Source organism: Pedobacter sp. ok626, assembly GCF_900100435.1.
In the GTDB taxonomy this organism is placed as follows: Bacteria; Bacteroidota; Bacteroidia; order Sphingobacteriales; family Sphingobacteriaceae; genus Pedobacter.
Genome location: NZ_FNEX01000023.1, coordinates 52246 through 70569, shown reverse-complemented (window position 1 = coordinate 70569; position 18324 = coordinate 52246). Strand labels below are relative to the sequence as shown.

At 38.6% G+C, this 18324-nt stretch carries 16 protein-coding genes; 13 read left to right on the top strand and 3 right to left on the bottom strand.

Annotated features, from left to right (window positions below):
* Nucleotides 1-4: 4 nt before the first annotated feature.
* The 8 genes from BLS35_RS25115 (at nt 5) to BLS35_RS25080 (ending at nt 9286) form a co-directional block, all read left to right on the top strand.
* The gene (locus tag BLS35_RS25115) at nt 5-1513 is read left to right on the top strand and encodes an ATP-binding cassette domain-containing protein (RefSeq protein ID WP_090786591.1); all 1509 of its coding nucleotides are present in this window, start codon (nt 5-7) and stop codon (nt 1511-1513) included.
* 16 nt (nt 1514-1529) lie between these two features.
* Nucleotides 1530-2693 (top strand): 2-isopropylmalate synthase, encoded by a 1164-nt coding sequence (locus tag BLS35_RS25110; protein ID WP_090786589.1) that lies wholly within the window; start codon nt 1530-1532, stop codon nt 2691-2693.
* A gap of 42 nt (nt 2694-2735) precedes the next feature.
* On the top strand, nt 2736-4151 hold the full coding sequence (leuC, locus tag BLS35_RS25105; protein ID WP_090786587.1) for a 3-isopropylmalate dehydratase large subunit: 1416 nt from the start codon (nt 2736-2738) through the stop codon (nt 4149-4151).
* Between the two features lie 17 nt (nt 4152-4168).
* Nucleotides 4169-4765 (top strand): 3-isopropylmalate dehydratase small subunit, encoded by a 597-nt coding sequence (gene leuD, locus BLS35_RS25100; RefSeq protein WP_090786584.1) that lies wholly within the window; start codon nt 4169-4171, stop codon nt 4763-4765.
* Between the two features lie 26 nt (nt 4766-4791).
* A complete protein-coding gene (locus BLS35_RS25095) occupies nt 4792-6309 on the top strand; it encodes an alpha-isopropylmalate synthase regulatory domain-containing protein (protein ID WP_090786582.1) in 1518 nt (505 codons plus the stop codon).
* A gap of 55 nt (nt 6310-6364) precedes the next feature.
* Nucleotides 6365-7423 (top strand): 3-isopropylmalate dehydrogenase, encoded by a 1059-nt coding sequence (gene leuB, locus BLS35_RS25090; RefSeq protein WP_090786580.1) that lies wholly within the window; start codon nt 6365-6367, stop codon nt 7421-7423.
* Nucleotides 7424-7508: 85 nt separating this feature from the next.
* Nucleotides 7509-8756, top strand: a complete 1248-nt coding sequence (gene ilvA, locus BLS35_RS25085; RefSeq protein WP_090786694.1) for a threonine ammonia-lyase IlvA — start codon at nt 7509-7511, stop codon at nt 8754-8756.
* A gap of 113 nt (nt 8757-8869) precedes the next feature.
* Entirely contained in the window at nt 8870-9286 is a 417-nt protein-coding gene (locus BLS35_RS25080) for a hypothetical protein (protein ID WP_090786578.1), read from the top strand.
* Between the two features lie 132 nt (nt 9287-9418).
* On the opposite strand, the gene BLS35_RS25075 is transcribed toward BLS35_RS25080, so the two are convergent.
* Nucleotides 9419-10579 (bottom strand): exo-beta-N-acetylmuramidase NamZ family protein, encoded by a 1161-nt coding sequence (locus BLS35_RS25075; protein WP_090786576.1) that lies wholly within the window; start codon nt 10577-10579, stop codon nt 9419-9421.
* A gap of 9 nt (nt 10580-10588) precedes the next feature.
* Nucleotides 10589-10897, bottom strand: coding sequence for a GNAT family N-acetyltransferase (locus BLS35_RS25070; RefSeq protein WP_090786574.1), 309 nt, complete (start codon nt 10895-10897; stop codon nt 10589-10591).
* Between the two features lie 148 nt (nt 10898-11045).
* Between BLS35_RS25070 and BLS35_RS25065 the strand changes: the two genes are divergently transcribed.
* The 5 genes from BLS35_RS25065 (at nt 11046) to BLS35_RS25045 (ending at nt 15646) form a co-directional block, all read left to right on the top strand.
* Nucleotides 11046-11396: a hypothetical protein gene (locus tag BLS35_RS25065; protein WP_090786571.1), complete on the top strand. Its 351-nt coding sequence runs from the start codon at nt 11046-11048 to the stop codon at nt 11394-11396.
* 98 nt (nt 11397-11494) lie between these two features.
* Nucleotides 11495-13726 carry a TonB-dependent receptor gene (locus tag BLS35_RS25060; RefSeq protein WP_090786569.1) on the top strand — a complete coding sequence of 744 codons (2232 nt, stop codon included), beginning with the start codon at nt 11495-11497 and terminating at the stop codon, nt 13724-13726.
* A 53-nt stretch (nt 13727-13779) separates the two neighbouring features.
* Nucleotides 13780-14697: a DUF4625 domain-containing protein gene (locus BLS35_RS25055; RefSeq protein WP_090786691.1), complete on the top strand. Its 918-nt coding sequence runs from the start codon at nt 13780-13782 to the stop codon at nt 14695-14697.
* Nucleotide 14698: 1 nt separating this feature from the next.
* Complete coding sequence (locus BLS35_RS25050) at nt 14699-15175, top strand: DUF4625 domain-containing protein (RefSeq protein WP_090786567.1); 477 nt, start codon at nt 14699-14701, stop codon at nt 15173-15175.
* A gap of 51 nt (nt 15176-15226) precedes the next feature.
* Nucleotides 15227-15646, top strand: a complete 420-nt coding sequence (locus BLS35_RS25045) for a hypothetical protein (RefSeq protein ID WP_090786565.1) — start codon at nt 15227-15229, stop codon at nt 15644-15646.
* 54 nt (nt 15647-15700) lie between these two features.
* Here BLS35_RS25045 and BLS35_RS25040 read toward each other — a convergent pair whose 3' ends face one another.
* Nucleotides 15701-18271: a DUF5686 and carboxypeptidase-like regulatory domain-containing protein gene (locus BLS35_RS25040; protein ID WP_090786563.1), complete on the bottom strand. Its 2571-nt coding sequence runs from the start codon at nt 18269-18271 to the stop codon at nt 15701-15703.
* Between the last annotated feature and the right edge of the window lie 53 nt (nt 18272-18324).

Here is an 18324-nt window from a genome sequence, read left to right as displayed (position 1 = left end):
CAAAATGTCACAACCCGTCGTCCATATCGCCAATCTTAACTTGAAGTACCAGCAAAAACCTGTGTTACAGGATTTGAATTGGACTATAAACAGGTATGAGAATTGGTTATTATGTGGAACAAGCGGAAGTGGCAAAACTTCATTGGCAAAAGCAATTGCTGGTGTAGATCACAGTTACGGGAACATTAAAATTGAGTTTAATGCTCAGAGTAATTTACCGGCAACTGTATATTATGTGGCAAACTGGTTTCAGTTTAAAGATTTAGAGGGGCAATCGAACTTCTATTATCAACAGCGCTACAATAAGCAGTCGACAGAAACTACGGCGACTGTAAAAGCGGAGTTAGAAAGCTTTGGCAAAAAAAATGCGCTTCAGTTTAATGAAGTAGATAGCATTTTAGCTGCATTAGGGTTTTCGGAATTGAAACACTCCACCCTTATCCAATTATCTAGTGGCGAGCATAAAAAATTGCAATTGGTTAAAGCCATATGGTTAAAACCGCAGCTATTGATATTGGATCTCCCTTACAATGGCTTAGATACACTTTCTCGCCAAAACTTAAACACCTTATTAGAAGAAATTTCTGAAGCCGGAACGCAGTTGATTTTAATCAGCAACGACGAGGAATTGCCTTCATGCTTGAATCGCTTTGCGGTGATTAAGGAAGGTCAGTTGGTTGAAATTTCGGCAGACGAGCGTACCGGGAATGAGTTTGATACATTGGACCAAGCCGTTCCAGCATTTTTAGCTGAGGCAACAGTTGCTTCTTCTTCAGCGGAGATCATCAAAATGATTGATGTGAATGTCAGCTATGGTGATAAGCGGGTATTAAAAAACATCAACTGGGAAGTTAAAGCTGGCGAAAAATGGGTATTACAAGGCCATAATGGTTCGGGCAAATCCACTTTATTAAGCTTGATTTGTGGGGATCATCCCCAGGCTTATGCCAATAATTTCCATTTGTTTGGAAACAAAAGAGGCAGTGGGGAAAGCATTTGGGAGATTAAAGAACGTATCGGTTTAATATCTCCAGAATTACATTGGTATTTTGACCCTTCGGCAACAGTTTTCCAAAGCATCATGTCAGGATTTTATGATAGTTCGGGCTTGTTTTGTGATCCCGGATATTCTAAAAAAATACAGACGGACGAGTTGGTTAGCTATTTCGGTCTGGATGAATACAAGAATACCTTGATGAATGAACTTCCTCTGGGCAAACAGCGACTGGCTTTGTTGGCCAGAACGATTGTAAAAAACCCGGAACTATTGATCCTGGATGAACCTTGTCAAGGTTTAGACCAGCAACAAACAAAACATTTTAACAGACTGGTAGATGGATTGTGTAAAAATGGAACAACACTAATTTATGTTGGCCACTTTGAATCGCAATTGCCAGCCTGCATTGAAAAGAGAATCTTATTAGAAAACGGAGCAGTAAAATCCGTAGAAAATATATTAGAAAACGTTGAGAATGAAGCAAGCATTGAGAACGTCGAAAATTTTGAATACTAATTAAACACTAAGAATTATGTTACACGATCCGAATAGAGTTTATGTATTTGACACCACCTTAAGGGATGGGGAGCAAGTGCCGGGTTGCCAATTGACGACCCCCGAGAAAATAGAAATTGCTAAAGAACTTGAAGCGCTCGGCGTAGATGTTATTGAAGCAGGATTTCCTATTTCGAGTCCAGGCGATTTCCAAAGTGTTGTAGAGCTTTCGAAAGCTGTATCTGAACCAATCATCTGTGCATTAACCCGTGCAAATAAAGGTGATATTGATTCGGCAGTTGCTGCATTACAGTATGCCAAACGTCCGCGTATACACACAGGTATCGGCTCGTCTGACATGCACATTAAACATAAATTTAACAGTACCAGAGAAGAAATACTTGAACGTGCAGTTGAAGCCGTAAAGTACGCCAAAAAATCTGTTGAGGATATTGAGTTTTATGCAGAAGATGCTGGCCGTGCTGATGTTCGTTTCCTTGCCCAAATGGTAGAAGCGGTTATTGCAGCAGGTGCTACTGTAGTAAACATACCAGATACCAATGGTTATTGCTTGCCAGATCAATATGGAAGCAAGATCAAGTTTTTGAAAGAGAATGTAAAAAACATTGATCAGGCAATCATATCTGTACATTGCCATAACGATTTAGGTTTGGCGACTGCAAATTCAATTGCTGGTTTGCAAAATGGTGCGCGTCAAATTGAAGGTACCATCAATGGTATCGGCGAGCGTGCAGGAAATACTTCGATTGAAGAAGTCGTGATGATTTTAAAAACACATGCGATTTTAGGTTTGCATACCAATATCAACACCAAAAACTTTTACGAATTAAGCCGTATGGTGAGTTCGCAAATGCGTATGCCAGTACAACCTAATAAAGCGATTGTGGGTAGCAATGCCTTTGCACATAGCTCAGGTATCCACCAGGATGGTTTCTTGAAAAACCGTGAGAATTACGAGATTATCCGTCCTGAGGATGTAGGCTTCCCTGATGCAAGTATTGTGTTGACTGCACGTAGCGGCAGACATGCTTTAAAATTCCACTTAGAGCGTTTAGGTTTTAACTTAAACAAAGAGGAATTGAGTGAAGTATACCACCGCTTCCTTACGGTGGCAGATAGTAAATTAGATATTAATGACCAAGATCTTTTGTTGATGATGGGCAAGCAGCAATTAGCTTAGCCATCATTTTACAACTATGAATTTATAATAAAAAAGAAAAAAATGAGCAAGACATTATTTGATAAGGTGTGGGACACTCACGTCGTACGTAAGATAGAAGGTGGCCCTGATGTGCTTTTTATTGATCGCCATCTTATTCACGAAGTAACCAGCCCTGTTGCCTTTTTAGGTTTAAAAAGCAGAGGGATTAAAGTATTGTATCCTGAGCGTACATTTGCTACGGCAGATCACAACACGCCAACAATTAACCAACATTTACCAGTTGCAGATCCACTTTCGGCTAACCAGTTGAAAGCATTGGAATCGAACTCCAATGAATATGGTATCAGTCACTGGGGCTTAGGTCACCAAAAGAATGGTATTGTACACGTTGTAGGTCCGGAATATGGTATTACCCAACCTGGTGCTACTATTGTTTGCGGTGATTCACATACTTCTACACATGGTGCTTTTGGTGCTATTGCTTTTGGTATTGGTACATCTGAGGTAGAAATGGTACTTTCTACACAGTGCATTATGCAGCCAAAGCCTAAAAAAATGCGTATCAATGTGAATGGCAAATTAGGTTTAGGTGTTACACCTAAAGATGTTGCCCTATTCATTATCTCTCAACTTTCTACTTCTGGTGCCACTGGCTATTTTGTGGAGTATGCAGGTGATGTTTTTGAAAACATGACTATGGAAGGCCGTATGACGGTTTGTAACTTGAGTATTGAAATGGGGGCTCGTGGTGGTATGATTGCCCCTGATGAGACGACCATCGAGTATGTAAAAGGTCGTGAGTTTAGCCCTAAAGGCGAGGCATGGGATAAAGCTTTAGCTTATTACAAAACCTTAAAAACTGATGCTGACGCTGTATTTGATAAAGAATTAACTTTCGATGGTTCTTCAATTGAGCCAATGATCACTTACGGTACAAACCCTGGAATGGGTATGGGTATTTCTCATGAGATTCCAAATGCTGACCAGGTAGAAGGTGGTGCTGCAACTTATGCAAAATCATTAGGTTATATGGGCTTCTCTGAAGGTGATTCTATGATTGGTAAGCCAGTAGATTTCGTTTTTGTGGGTAGCTGTACAAATGGTCGTATTGAAGATTTCAGAGCATTTACTTCCTTGGTTAAAGGTCGTCATAAAGCTGATAATGTTACAGCTTGGTTGGTTCCGGGATCACATATCGTTGAGGCACAAATTAAAGAAGAAGGTTTATTGGATATTTTAACTGAAGCTGGCTTTACTTTACGTCAACCAGGTTGTTCGGCTTGTTTAGCTATGAACGACGATAAAATACCTGCTGGAAAATATGCGGTAAGTACATCTAACAGAAACTTTGAAGGAAGACAAGGTCCTGGTTCCAGAACAATGCTGGCTAGTCCCCTGGTTGCTGCTGCTGCTGCTGTTACAGGCGTGGTTACAGATCCTAGAACACTAATTGAGAACGTTGAAGAACTTGTCTAACACAAAAAAAGATTAAAATGGCTTACGATAAATTTAATATACTTACAAGCACTGCGGTTCCACTTGCAATAGAAAACGTGGATACCGACCAATTGATTCCTGCACGCTTTTTAAAAGCTACAGAACGCGTTGGATTTGGTGACAACCTATTCCGCGATTGGAGATACAATCCGGACAATACTCCTAAAAAAGATTTCGTATTAAATAACCCTATCTATAGTGGTAAAATACTAGTTGGCGGCAAAAACTTCGGTTCTGGTTCATCAAGAGAGCACGCTGCATGGGCTGTTTATGATTACGGATTCAGATGTGTAGTATCTAGCTTCTTCGCTGATATCTTTAGAAACAACTGCTTAAACATTGGCGTATTACCAGTACAGGTTAGTCCTGAGTTTGCTGAAAAAATCTTCGAAGCAATTGCAGCTGATCCTAATACTGAACTGGAAGTTAACTTACCTGAGCAAACAATTACACTTTTAGCATCAGGCGAAAAAGAGACTTTTGAAATCAGTCCTTACAAAAAAGACAATATGTTGAATGGCTTTGATGACATCGATTACCTGCAAAGTATAAAACCAGAAATTGAGGAATTCGCTTTACATCTTCCTCTTTAACCAACCAAACAACCAACCCCCTGAACATGGAAAGAAGGAAAATAGAGATAATGGACACTACATTGCGCGATGGAGAACAAACATCGGGCGTGTCTTTCTCCATTTCAGAAAAACTAACAATCACCCAGTTATTATTGGAAGAACTTCATGTTGACCGGGTAGAGATTGCTTCTGCACGTGTTTCTGATGGAGAATTCCAGGCTGTAAAATCCATTTTAAACTGGGCTGAAACGAATGGCTATGCAGATCGTATAGAGGTATTGTCTTTTGTTGACAATGGTGTTTCTATAGACTGGATGTTAAACGCTGGTGTTAAAGTTCAAAACCTATTAACCAAAGGTTCATTAAACCATTTAACGCATCAGCTTAAAAAAACACCAGAACAGCATTTTGCAGAAATCAAGCATGTTGTTGATCTGGCTGGCGCTCATAACATTGCCACTAATGTTTATTTAGAAGATTGGAGCAATGGAATGCGTAATTCACCTGAGTATGTTTTTCAGATGCTGGACTTTCTAGCTACTCAGCCTATAAAGCGAGTTTTACTACCGGATACCCTGGGCATTTTAACGCCTTGCGAGACCTTTAAGTTTATTAAAGATCTGCAATCGAAATATCCAGATACTCATTTTGATTTTCATGCACATAATGATTATGACCTGGGTACTGCAAATGTTTTAGAAGCCATTAAAGCTGGAATCAGTGGATTGCACTTGACGGTAAATGGAATGGGCGAAAGAGCTGGAAATGCTGCAATGGCTAGTGCTATTGCCGTAATTAAAGATTTTGCGCCAGAGGTTGAAGTACAACTAAAAGAATCTTCTATTTATAAGGTAAGTAAGCTGGTGGAGACCTTTTCGGGTGTTAGAATCCCTTCGAACAAACCAATTGTAGGTGATCATGTATTTACGCAAACTGCGGGTATCCATGCTGACGGTGACAATAAAAACAATCTATATTTTAATGATTTGTTGCCGGAGCGTTTTGGTAGAAAAAGAAGTTATGCTTTAGGCAAAACATCTGGTAAAGCCAACATCGAAAAAAATCTGCAGGAATTAGGACTGAAACTAAACGATGCCGACCTGAAGAAAGTTACCCAAAGGGTAATTGAATTGGGTGACAAGAAGGAAACCGTTACTAAAGAGGATTTACCTTATATCATTTCTGACGTATTGGATAGTAACCTTTATGAAGAGAAGGTTATTGTTGAGTCGTATGTGTTGATGAACTCTATGGGTTTACGCCCTTCTGCAACTATTTCTGTGATCATTGACGGAGAGAAATTTGAAGAGAATGCGCAAGGTGACGGTCAGTTTAATGCTTTTATGAACGCCTTGACCAACGTTTATACCCAAAAGAAAAGAAGCCTACCTAAGCTGATTGATTATGCGGTACGCATAGCTCCGGGAAGTAACTCTGATGCACTATGTGAAACGATTATCACCTGGGAAACGGATCAGAAAATATTTATTACCAGAGGACTGGACTCAGACCAAACCGTTTGTGCAATTAAAGCTACCCAGAAAATGTTAAACATCATTTAAGGGTAATTAATCCAAACCGAATATTATTAAAAGAATTAAAACCAATTACGAAAATATGAAACTTAATATTGCTCTTTTAGCAGGAGATGGAATTGGCCCAGAGGTTATTGACCAGGCTGTAAAAGTATCAAATGCGGTAGCAAAAAAATTCAATCACGAAATTACCTGGACAGCTGGTATTACTGGTGCTGCTGCAATCGATGAGGTTGGCGAGCCTTACCCAGACTCGACACACGAAATATGTATGGCTGCTGATGCTGTTCTTTTTGGCGCTATCGGACATCCACGTTTTGACAATGATCCAAAAGCGACTGTTCGTCCTGAGCAAGGTCTTTTGAAAATGCGTCAGAAATTAGGCTTATTTGCAAACGTTCGTCCTACTTTTACTTTCCCTTCTTTAATTGACAATTCTCCTTTAAAAAGAGAGCGCATTGAAGGTACTGACTTGATTATTCTTCGCGAATTAACTGGTGGTATCTATTTTGGCGAAAGAGGTAGAAAAGACGATGGTAACACTGCTTTTGATACTTGTACTTACACCAGAGCAGAGGTTCAGCGTTTAGCTAAATTAGGCTTTGAAATGGCTATGACACGTAGCAAAAGACTTTGCTGCGTAGATAAAGCGAATGTATTGGAGACTTCACGTTTGTGGAGAGAAACCGTACAGGATATGGAGAAAGATTTCCCTGAGGTAACGGTAAGCTACGAATTCGTGGATGCTGTTGCGATGCGTTTGGTACAATGGCCAAATTCTTATGATGTATTGATCACTGAGAATTTATTTGGTGACATCTTAACTGATGAGGCTTCTGTAATTTCAGGTTCTATGGGCCTAATGCCATCTGCGTCTATTGGTGTTCATACTTCATTATTTGAACCAATTCACGGTTCTTATCCACAAGCAGCAGGTAAAGACATTGCTAATCCTTTAGCTACTGTATTGTCTGCAGCAATGATGTTTGAAGATGCTTTCGGATTGAAAGAGGAAGCTGAATTGATCAGAGAAGTTGTGAACAAATCTCTTGCTGAGGGTATTGTAACCGAAGATTTAGCCGGTAAAAACAAAGCTTACAAAACAAGTGAAGTAGGCGATTGGTTAGCTAAAAACATATAATACTTTTTGATTTATCCTATATTTGGGTAACTTAACTAAAGCCGCCATCTGCGAAAACAGGTGGCGGTATTATTTTTCAGAAAAAATGACAAAGATTAATCTAAAACTAGATTCCGAAGCCGCATCGAAGCGATTGGCTAATGTTGTAAAACATACTCCGCTTATATACAATCCCAAGTTATCTGAAAAATACGATTGCGAAATATACCTGAAACGTGAGGATCTACAGGTGGTACGCTCTTACAAATTGCGTGGTGCTTATAATATGATCAGCCAATTAACACCTGATGAATTAAGTCGTGGTATTGTTTGTGCAAGCGCAGGTAACCATGCGCAAGGTGTTGCTTTTTCTTGTGATAAATTAGGCACTAAAGGTGTCATATTTATGCCTGAGATTACACCAAAGCAAAAGGTGAAACAAACAGAAATGTTTGGTAACGGCAGTGTAGAGCTGGTGTTGGTTGGCGATACTTTTGATGATTGCCTAAAAGAAGCTTTGGCTTACACGCAAAAACACAACATGACCTTTATCCCTCCTTTTGATAATTACAGCATTATTGAAGGTCAGGGCACCGTTGGTGTAGAGATCTTGGAGGACTTGCCTGATGTTGAAGTGGTGATTATGCCTATTGGCGGTGGCGGTCTTTCGGCTGGCGTAGGTAATTATTTAAAAGGCAAAAATCCTAATATACTTTTAGCTGGTGTTGAACCTGAAGGTGCGCCATCTATGTTAAAAGCATTTGAACATGGTGGCCCTGTTACTTTGCCTGAAATCAACCGTTTTGTTGATGGTGCCTCTGTTAAATGCGTAGGTAAGCTAACTTATGAGATTTGTACGCAGGTATTGGATGATGTATTGTTGGTTCCTGAGGGAAAGGTTTGTACCACAATATTAAAGTTATACAACGAGGATGCTATTGTTGTTGAACCGGCAGGTGCATTATCTGTGACTGTTCTTGATGCTTATAAAGATAAAATTAAAGGTAAAAAGGTAGTTTGTGTCATCAGTGGTGGCAACAACGATATTGAACGTATGCAGGAGATCAAAGAGAAATCTTTGTTGTATGAAGGATTGAAACATTACTTCATTGTTCGTTTTCCGCAAAGACCAGGTGCACTAAAGTTATTTGTGAATAATGTTTTAGGTCCGCATGATGACATTACGCGCTTTGAATTCATTAAAAAAACTAATAAGGAAAACGGCCCTGCTTTAGTAGGTATTGAATTGGCCAACAGCGCTGATTATGATGCTTTGGTGAAAAGAATGAAAGAATTCAAGTTCGAAATTATTGAATTAAACAACGATCAGATGTTGTTCGAATATTTGGTTTAGCTTTATTTTGGATAACGAAATTCCGGATAACATTTTAATTACAAAATAAGTAAAGGAATGGAACGTTATATTGTGGCAATAAATTTGCTATAACAATACAAACACACAAACAGATGAGAAAACTTATATTATTATTACTATGCACGGCCACGCTTGGCCTGGCATCGTGCAAGAAGGACACGATCATTCAAGATACGCCCAATAGAACATATAATTTTACGATACAACCTAATCAATGGGTATTGAGTCAAGACGGTCTGACTTACACCTATGAATGGAGACACGGCGCCATTGATCAGGTTACGGTTGATGATGAAGGAGTTTTAGTGTACCTATCTCATCCAATAAATTCAACAAGCTACATTCAACTACCATACACATTTAATGTTGATGCATATAGCTATGAATTATTTAATGGTGGTATAGCGATTGATATCCAGAGTTCCGATAATCAGGACGTACAACCAATCAGACCAACAAGAGCAATTGTGGCTAAAGTTGTTGTTATTCCTTCTCTATATTCTAATTAAACATTGAGAATTTCTCAAATTAAATAATAGCCTGCATAAAATATTCAGGCTATTTTTATTTCTTCACTAAGTTGACCAAAACTGATCTCAGCTATTTAGGCTAGTAAAAGAACAGAATCTAATTGTTTAAGATTAATAAAGCAGGTAGGGCTTTATTACCTTAGTCCATGCACGAGCATCACAAACGTCAATCATGGTAGTTTCAAATTTTTGCACAGGCAGTTCAAAAAATGCTTCACTTTGAGGCAATCCTAACAATTTGTCTAAATGATTAGTCCCTTCCGGATTTACGTTTGTAGGATAAGTTGCCCATTTAAAATAAGCTGGATAGTGATCCTTGATCAACTTAATCAGTAGCAATCCATGATACACCGATTTGAAATGATCATGCGTTTTGAGCTTAAAGTGTACACCAAAACAATCCTGATCGGCATACTTTCCTTCATTTGGAGTTACCTTTATACTTTCTAAACTGATACCATCCTGCTTAGCAATTGATAGAAAATCAACCTGATCCATCCAGGGCGATACAACAATTTCAAAGGGCAAAGTTGCGCCTCTCCCCTCGCTGATATTAGTTGCTTCCAACAAACCTAATCCTGGGTAAAGCATAGCTGCGTTAATGTTTCTTATAGCTGGAGAGGTAGGTAAGAAATCGATCCCCCATGCTGGTTGAAATTTATTTCTATCCCAATTTCTACAAGGTAGAACCGTTAAGTCGGCATTGATATTTTTGGTTGTGTTAAAGAAAAGAGCAAGTTCAGCTAAAGTACAACTATGCCTTAGCGGTATATTCCACCTGCCAATAAAAGATGAACAGTATTCCTCATTTAACATAGGGCCTTCGCATAGCCGCAAATTTCCCGAAATTGGATTGGGCCTGTCCAAAATTAATAACGGTTTATTATAATTCGCAGCCGCTTGCAAAACATAAGTTAATGTCCATAAATAAGTATAAAACCTGACACCTACATCCGGGATATCAAATATGATCATATCAACATCCTGCAAATCTGTTTCTGTTGGTGACAAATGATCTCCATATAAACTTATAACAGGTAATTGGGTGACCTGGTCTATCCCATTTTGCATTTTAACTCCATCGGCACCTTGAACGTCCAATCCATGTTCAGGAGAGAACAACTTCACCAGATTAAAACCCGCTTTTAATAAAGCCAGACTAACTGGCTCACATTGATTTGTTGTTGCTGCAGCATTAGTTACTAAAGCTATCCGCAGGTTCTTAAAGTCAGGATTTTGAGCGATCAAAACATCCACACCAAATCTGATCATCTTCGAATATTAAAAAGGCTTTGCACTTTCATCTAAGATTCTTTCCCATTCGGGATGCCTTTTTAGATAAGCTGCTACAAAAGGACATAAAGGGATAAGTCTATAACCATTATCCTCAATATACGACAAGGTTTTCTCTATTATAGCCGTGGCAGCGCCTTTACCTTTCAATTCTTCAGGAGCTTCGGTATGAATCAGCCAGATCTTTTTACCATGCTCTTTATAGACGATCAAAACGGTGTATTCACCTATTTTTAATTCAAAGCGCATATCGACCTGGTTTTTAACCAAGGGAAGGTTTAAATATTCTTCATTCATAGCAATCTTGTTTAAGGTCTTAATTCAACACCCTAATTTACCTCAATAAAAGGATAAAAGAAAGAATGTCGATCATGATATACAAAAAGCAACTTAATTGCATTAACTATTGCATATCACAAATTATAAATGCAACTTTGATGCAGTTATGAAATCAAGTGTTAAACTTTTATGGGCAAAATCACAGCAGACTGCTTCCTTTCTGTTAATGCTGCTATTTTTGTTCATATCTACTGCGCAACTTTTTCATATACATGTTGACAGACATTCAGATCAGGATGTACAATTAGAAGATAAAGACCAGATTCAGTCTTTAGACAAATGTTCCATTTGCGATTATTATCACTACGTTCAAGGCCAACAAATACTGTTGTACTATCCGACAGTACAAAACATCGTAAATCCTGAAGCCATCACACTGAATACGTGTGTGCTAATAGGACACTATGATTTTACTCCGAAAATCATCGCCAACAAAGGGCCGCCGTATTTGGCTTAACCAGCCTCCTTTTTCTCCTCACACCATAATTTAAGCCTGCTCTAAGCAGACAGGTGTCCTTTCGTCTATTTTTTTCTATAACTGAACTCCAAAAATCAATGAAGAGTTTCTATGTACTATTATTTTCCCTGTTGTTCATTTTTCAAACTGGCTTTGGACAGGACAAACATGGTCTGCCGGATTCTACTTTAAAAACCACGCCTCCCCCTTCTGCGCGACAGTTGAAAGAGGTGGTAATTAAAGACAAGCGATTGCAACTACACCAAACAGAGGAATCATTAAATGTAATTACCATTAACAGCGATTTTATACAACGGAACCTTGGTGGAAGTTTAATGAAAACACTAGAGCGACTACCTGGTATTAAGACCATCGGCATTGGATCAGGGCAATCAAAACCACTGATCCGAGGACTCGGTTTTAACAGAGTAGTGGTTATCGATAAAGGAGTAAAGCATGAAGGACAGCAATGGGGAGCTGACCATGGCTTAGAAATAGACCAGTTTGCTACCGCAGAGGTCGAATTGATAAAAGGCGCGGCTTCCTTTATATATGGATCGGATGCTATAGGCGGAGTCATCGACGTAAAACCAGCTAATGCAGCACCGAAAAACACGCTAGGTGGTTCGATTGATCTGATTGGCAAAAGTAACAACAACCTATATGGGAGCTCTGTTAATGTGTTTGGCCGAAAGGAAGATTGGTTCTTTGATTCCCGTATTACCTATCAGAATTACGGAGATTACAGTGTACCCACCGACACCGTGTTTGTGTATGACTATGCGGTTAGGTTGCACAAGCGAAATCTACGCAATACCGCCGGTCGGGAAACAGGATTGCACCTGAATACTGGTTATATAAAGGAAGGTTTCAGATCCGTTTTTTACCTCAGTAACATCTACAGCAAAAGCGGGTTCTTCGCCAATGCCCACGGTTTAGAGCCGAGAAGAGTAAATACAGAAATGCACGATGCATCCTCAAGGGACATTCAGATGCCCAATCAGCAGGTAAACCACTTTAAACTGATCAATCGCAGCAACTATCAGGCAAAAGGCCATAAGCTGGAAATGGAATTGGGTTACCAACGAAATTTCCGGCAGGAATTCAGTCAATATGTAAATCATGGGTATATGCCCCCTGTATATCCTGATTATATGTCTATTTCTCCTCAACTGGAAAGAGAATTTGATAAGCATGTCTATAGCATAAATCTGAGAGATATGATGACTATTGGAAATCATAAACTTACCGCGGGCTTTAATTCAGAATATCAGGACAATGCCATTAACGGCTGGACATTTTTGGTGCCCTCCTTTAAACAGGCTACCGCAGGAGTGTTTGTATACGATAAATACAAAATAAACGAACAGGTTTTACTGCATGGCGCATTGAGGTACGATTTCGGGCAGATCCGGATGTTTAAATATACAGATTGGTTTGATTCTGAACTTATAACAGGAAGTACTACAATATTAGAAAAGCTAACTAGGGCTAATGATTTGAACCGCAGCTTTAACAGCTTAGTTTGGTCCATTGGAATAAACTATAACCCAGATCAATTCCTAATTAAAGCTAATGTTGGCAAAAGCTTCAGAATGCCCATAGCCAAAGAACTTGGTGCAAATGGGGTGAATTATCACTATTTCAGTTATGAGAAGGGAGATCCTACGCTTTCGCCTGAGCAGTCGTATCAACTTGATCTGAGTTTTGGTTGGAATAAAGACCGCTGGTCTGTTCTGATCAGTCCTTTCTACAATTATTTTCCCAACTACATTTACCTAAACCCTACAGCAAACCATGATTTTTACTATGGTGCCGGCAATCAGATTTTCCAGTATGCTCAAAGCAAAGTGCTTAGATACGGAGGCGAATTCCATCTGAAATATAAGGTCACGAAAAATCTGAGTACTGAGTTATTGGGCGAATACTTATTTGCAAAACAGGTATCGGGAGACAAAAAGGGCTATACACTTCCCTTCTCACCCCCAGCTTCAGCTCTGGTTAACCTAACCTGGTCGCCGGAATCGGTTAAACACTCCTATTTTTCAATAGACTACCGGATCACCGCAAAGCAAAATAACATTGTGCCCCCAGAAAAGAGAACTCCGGGGTATGGGCTAATTAATATTCAGGCAGGGACAAAATTTGGTCTTTGCAGACAGCAACTGATGCTCAGTTTACAGGCTCAAAATCTGCTGAACACCAAATACTTGAACCATACCAGCTTTTACCGGCTCATTGAACTTCCTGAAGCAGGAAGAAATATAATTGTGTCGCTAAAAGTCCCCTTTAACATCCCTTTAAATAAACAAAAAAATAGAAATCAATAATAAATTATCAAATGAATACAATTAAAATTTCAAACAGAAACACATTATCAACTATGAACACAAAGAAAATTATAGTGGCTTTACTACTTTTCGTTACCGCTTTCCAGGCCTGTAAAAAAGATAAAGAAGTTGAACCTGAAAAGGTAACACCCACTGCAACAAATGTAGAAATCGGATCGGGAAACAAACAAGCATTGAGGGGAAGGGATTTCCATTTCAATGCGGATGTGATAGCTGCCGATAAGATAAAAGATGTGCAAGTAAAGATACTCCAGAAAAGCGGCGAAAAGTATACTGCTACCTGGAAATTTGAATTAACCTGGCCAGAATACAATGGTGCCAAAAATACTAATGTACACAAGCACTTTACCATTCCCGCTGAGGCACCTGAAGGCAAATATGATTTCTACTTTGTAGTACTGGATGAAAATGGGACGAAGCTTGAAATTAAGGAAGACCTGACCATCATTGACCCTGTAAATGTTCCTGTTGATCCAAAAATTGGCCGGGATTTCGTCTCGCGTAATGACACTATGATTTATTCCATGGGTACCTATATGGAAACTGAACTGATTGTTAGAAAGGGTGATGAGCTGAAACTTCATGCACAAGTGAATGACATTAAAGGTGATGGCATCCTATACTCTGTACTGATAAAAAAGAAAGCGAATTATTACCCAGAAAGCATCGATAAACTTGACCTTAGTAAAGTGATTGTTGTCTCTAAAATAGAGCACAAGGGCCTTGCAGCCGCTTCAAAAATCACTACCCTAAAACAGATCAATGGTGTATATGGTGGTGAATCTATTGTGATTGGCGCCGACAAAGACAGCAATGAGCCAACAGCAAACCCAATTAATGGGGAGAAAATGTGGGAATCAGGAAAATACAATTGGGTTATCCTTTATAAAAACACTACACATAACATTAGCACTTATAAAGTAATACCCATCACAATAGACTATAAATAAAATGAAAAAACTAAGTTTATTGAGCATATGCCTGGTATTAATGGCAGTATTGAGCAATTGCAGTAAAGATAATACAGGACCAATTGACACAATTTATCCAGAGATCAATACGGCTACAAATGACGCATTTCCAAAACAATGCAGTATAGTTAAACGTGGAGAGAAATTTACATTCAAGGCATTGCTTAGCGATAATGTCCAGTTGGGATCATTAAATCTGGACATCCATCATAATTTTGATCATCATACTCACAGTACTGAATTGGAAGAATGCAGTCTTGCTCCGGTTAAACAACCTGCAAAACCATTTTTGTTAATTAAAAATATCCCTATTCCGACAGGTTTAAAATCCTACCAGGTAAGTACAGAAATTGAAGTCCCAGCAAATATTGATCCTGGTGACTATCATTTTATGATCAGGCTGACAGACAAAGAAGGCTGGCAAACCATAAAAGGGCTAAGTATAAAAATTGAGTAAAAATGTAGCGTTTTATTGAGTTGTTCCGTTTATCACTAAAACCAATAAATTATGAAAAAAATAGGACTTGCACTATTACTGGTCAGCACCTTGCTGTCTTGTAAAGAAAAGACAACTAACACGGAATGCGAGGACAGGATCTGTACTGAGGAATTTCGCTCTTTCGTTATAAAATTCGTAGACAACAAGGCTATGGCTGCCGAGGTTAAAGACTTTAACGTGGTAAACCAAAGAACCGGAGAAAAAGTGTATGCAAGTTCTGCTGCTGCATCCAATCTAATAAAAGGTTCTTTTATAATAGTGGATGACGGGAATACCAAAAGTCTGTCTGAAGCCGGAGATGATTTAAAAATTACTGGTACATCTGTAGAAACTAATCAGACCAAATCTGTTATTGTTAAAGTAAAGGGTGGTAAATGCGCTTGTCATATCGAAAAAGTATCTGGACCAGAACAGATTACTTTCGATTAATCATAAAAAAAGTAGGGTGGCCAAGCTTTATGCTAACCACCCTACTTAAAACAATTAAAAATCAAATTTTACTCTGGCACGGAATCCCCAGCTAGAAACACCAGGGTTATCCAGGTAATTGAAACGCTTTACAGCATCAACCCTCAATACTTTAAAGATATTACCAACCCCAACGCTACCTTCTATATAAGGTTCACTGTTTAAGCCATGAGTAATTGGCACTCCATCCTGATTACGCACAAACTGCATAGCATCAGCATTTTTATCCGGATTGTTCTCGTCACGTAAACCGCCATACAATGCTTTAAACGACATTACCTCTCTTAATTTCAACTTTTGAAGCAATGGGATCTTGTTAAAAAAGAATCCATTGAAATTCTGGTCGATATTGATACTTGCATAATGATCACTCACAAATTCCAAAAAGTTCATCAGGTTATAGGATTGTAACTGATAAGCATAAGTTTGATTGGCACGATGAATAGACAATAGTGGAAAAGGCAACTTACCCACATTATAACCACCCTCTAGCGTCACATCAGTATAGCCCAATTGCGATAAATAAAAACGCTTTTCAGCACTAGCCATAAAGTTATGGTAATTGTATTCGCCACCTAAAACACCTTTCAAACCTGCCGTATAGCGTAGATTAAATATTGGATATTTATCAACGAAAGGCACACGATATATTTTACCTTGGTAAAATTTTTCATGTGGTGCATACCTTAAACCTACTGTAATTTCTGAAGTATTGATTTGGTTAGCCTTTGAGAAAAGAGTTTGAGGCGTGTTGCTAAAGTATAAACCTCCACCAGGGCTCTGATTCCATTTACGCAAACCTACACTGTAAGAGAAATGATTTTCGTATTCATGTACATAATCCAATCTGTAGATATCATTGTACGTCATCATGTTATTATCTCCCCTTTTAAATGATAAAAGGAAATTATCTTCCTGAACGAACTCCAATTCCTGACCCGGAATCTTAGTATCCCTTTGAAAGCTTGCCCTAAGGTAGTTTTGTGGGAAAGAATAAATCGATTTATTATTTAGCGAATAGGTTCCACTTAGGAAATATTTCCATTTCTGATCATCAAAACCATAAGCAGCGTAGGTCTCAAAATAGTACCTTTTACTTAATGCAGGTGTTGTCCTACCGCCTAAACGTAAACGAAAACCTTCTACACTGTTAAAGCTGTAAAAAGTATTTACCGGTCCCATTTCAAAAGGCCCAAAATCTTTATAGCCAGCAAAAAAGAGCGTTACAATATCCATCGTCCGCTTAAAAGATGGAATAGTTTGTAGTGTATCTAAATTCCTATATATTTTGGAACTATTAAGACTCAAGGCTTCAGGTCTGTTATTTATCCAAAACTCGTCAGACTTTTTAGTTGCATCTGGTGCAACAACTAATGCAGCAGAGCCTTTATAAACGTCATCCGCTGGGGGATGATTAATTTCGTAGTCCTTATAAGTGACCGTACGTTCACCCGTAAATCCAGTACCATTTTTTTTAGTGATTCCAAAATCTACAATCAAGTTACTTTTACTCAGATGATATCGCTTGTCAGGGTTCTGATCAAACTCAAGTTTCACTTCAAGTCCTCTAACAAAATTCAGGTTAATATCTTTATTAACGGTAAGATATGCGTTTTGAACAGCATAATTTCCATCCATAGTAACATACAACTTACCTTCAAACAACATATCCATTTTACCTCGTGGTGTAAAAGAAAGCTCTATCAATTGAGGTTGTTGGGTCTTGATCGTATCTGTAATAAAAAACTTATAGAAAGTTGGAGCACCCTCCGCTATCGGACTTAACAACAGGTTACTAATGATAGAAATATTGTTATCGTAAATATCAATATCCTGATACATCCTATCAAAATAAGCAGTCAGACCTTGATTATCAACAAAACGCGGATCAAAATTCACTTGCTTATCAGCAACTACTACAGTTTTCATTTTCTCAGGATTCTTACGGAAATAATTCTCAGAAAGCTTTTCCTGCTGGAAAACTGGCAACATATTTTTACCCCCAATTTTAGTAGAGTCCTGCTCCTGAAACAAGAACTGATAATTGCGGAATATCTTTTTATTTTTAAATTTATCAGAAAGGTTGCTCATAGAGAATAGCATTCTTTCGTATTTTTTATAACTCACATAGTCGTAGCTCTCCATTCGGTTTTTCGACTTGTTAGCAATTACCTTACGAATCAGTTCTACAGCAGGATTCTCTTTATTGCGATACTTTGGCTTTTTTCCACCTTTGATCACCACCTCGTTCATTTGCATCGCCTCGTTTTGCAATTGAATATTAATTGTTTGTGTTGTACCCGGCTTAATTGTCTTTACCTGTGCTTTATACCCCACATAACTAAATTTAAGTTGAGTGTAATTACCATCTATGGTGATGTTGTATTTACCATCGGCATCAGTACGTCCGCCCTTACCACTTCCTACAACGATATAAGAAGCATAAGGAATGGTTTCTTTAGTACTTGCGTCAGTAACAGTTCCCTTTACTGCAGTTTCCTGCGCGAAAGACGTCAAGCTGCCCAAGCTTATAATGAACAAAAAAAAGAATTTTAATATTATGGATTGAGGATGTCCCTTCTGCATCTGCTTTTCTACTTTAATATGTATTGCTTAAAAAATTAAGCCTTGCAAAGTTA

Coding starts and splice junctions, on each gene's coding strand:
- BLS35_RS25115 (WP_090786591.1), top strand. CDS start 5: ATGTCACAACCCGTCGTCCATATCGCCAATCTTAACTTGAAGTACCAG.
- BLS35_RS25110 (WP_090786589.1), top strand. CDS start 1,530: ATGTTACACGATCCGAATAGAGTTTATGTATTTGACACCACCTTAAGG.
- leuC (WP_090786587.1), top strand. CDS start 2,736: ATGAGCAAGACATTATTTGATAAGGTGTGGGACACTCACGTCGTACGT.
- leuD (WP_090786584.1), top strand. CDS start 4,169: ATGGCTTACGATAAATTTAATATACTTACAAGCACTGCGGTTCCACTT.
- BLS35_RS25095 (WP_090786582.1), top strand. CDS start 4,792: ATGGAAAGAAGGAAAATAGAGATAATGGACACTACATTGCGCGATGGA.
- leuB (WP_090786580.1), top strand. CDS start 6,365: ATGAAACTTAATATTGCTCTTTTAGCAGGAGATGGAATTGGCCCAGAG.
- ilvA (WP_090786694.1), top strand. CDS start 7,509: ATGACAAAGATTAATCTAAAACTAGATTCCGAAGCCGCATCGAAGCGA.
- BLS35_RS25080 (WP_090786578.1), top strand. CDS start 8,870: ATGAGAAAACTTATATTATTATTACTATGCACGGCCACGCTTGGCCTG.
- BLS35_RS25075 (WP_090786576.1), bottom strand. CDS start 10,579: ATGATCAGATTTGGTGTGGATGTTTTGATCGCTCAAAATCCTGACTTT.
- BLS35_RS25070 (WP_090786574.1), bottom strand. CDS start 10,897: ATGAATGAAGAATATTTAAACCTTCCCTTGGTTAAAAACCAGGTCGAT.
- BLS35_RS25065 (WP_090786571.1), top strand. CDS start 11,046: ATGAAATCAAGTGTTAAACTTTTATGGGCAAAATCACAGCAGACTGCT.
- BLS35_RS25060 (WP_090786569.1), top strand. CDS start 11,495: ATGAAGAGTTTCTATGTACTATTATTTTCCCTGTTGTTCATTTTTCAA.
- BLS35_RS25055 (WP_090786691.1), top strand. CDS start 13,780: ATGAACACAAAGAAAATTATAGTGGCTTTACTACTTTTCGTTACCGCT.
- BLS35_RS25050 (WP_090786567.1), top strand. CDS start 14,699: ATGAAAAAACTAAGTTTATTGAGCATATGCCTGGTATTAATGGCAGTA.
- BLS35_RS25045 (WP_090786565.1), top strand. CDS start 15,227: ATGAAAAAAATAGGACTTGCACTATTACTGGTCAGCACCTTGCTGTCT.
- BLS35_RS25040 (WP_090786563.1), bottom strand. CDS start 18,271: ATGCAGAAGGGACATCCTCAATCCATAATATTAAAATTCTTTTTTTTG.